This is a genomic window from Mycobacterium sp. IDUB_1 (genome assembly GCF_055419625.1).
This window is the reverse complement of record NZ_JBVAYA010000026.1, coordinates 1-209: the sequence shown is the minus strand read 5'-3', so window position 1 is coordinate 209 and position 209 is coordinate 1. Positions and strand designations below refer to the sequence as shown.

Annotated in this window: 1 protein-coding gene; it reads left to right on the top strand. The window is 67.0% G+C overall.

Annotated features, from left to right (window positions below; genetic code table 11):
• Positions 1-209, top strand: a 209-nt coding sequence (locus ACZYYX_RS29510; protein ID WP_463818378.1) for a condensation domain-containing protein, incomplete at both ends; no start/stop codon positions are given.

The following is a 209-nucleotide window of genomic DNA, read 5'->3' as shown; positions in this document are numbered from 1 at the left end:
GAACTGGTCGCCCAGGACCGTCCGGCGCTCGTGCCGGTCTCGGCGGCCCAGGAACGCATGCTGATCGTCGACCGGCTTCCCGAAACCGGTGTCGCATACAACTATCCGTTGGCGTTCACCGTCGACACGGAGTTCGATGTCGAGGCGTTCGTCGCCGCGGTGGGCGATGTGGTCGCCCGGCACGAGAGCCTGCGCACGGTGTTCACCGA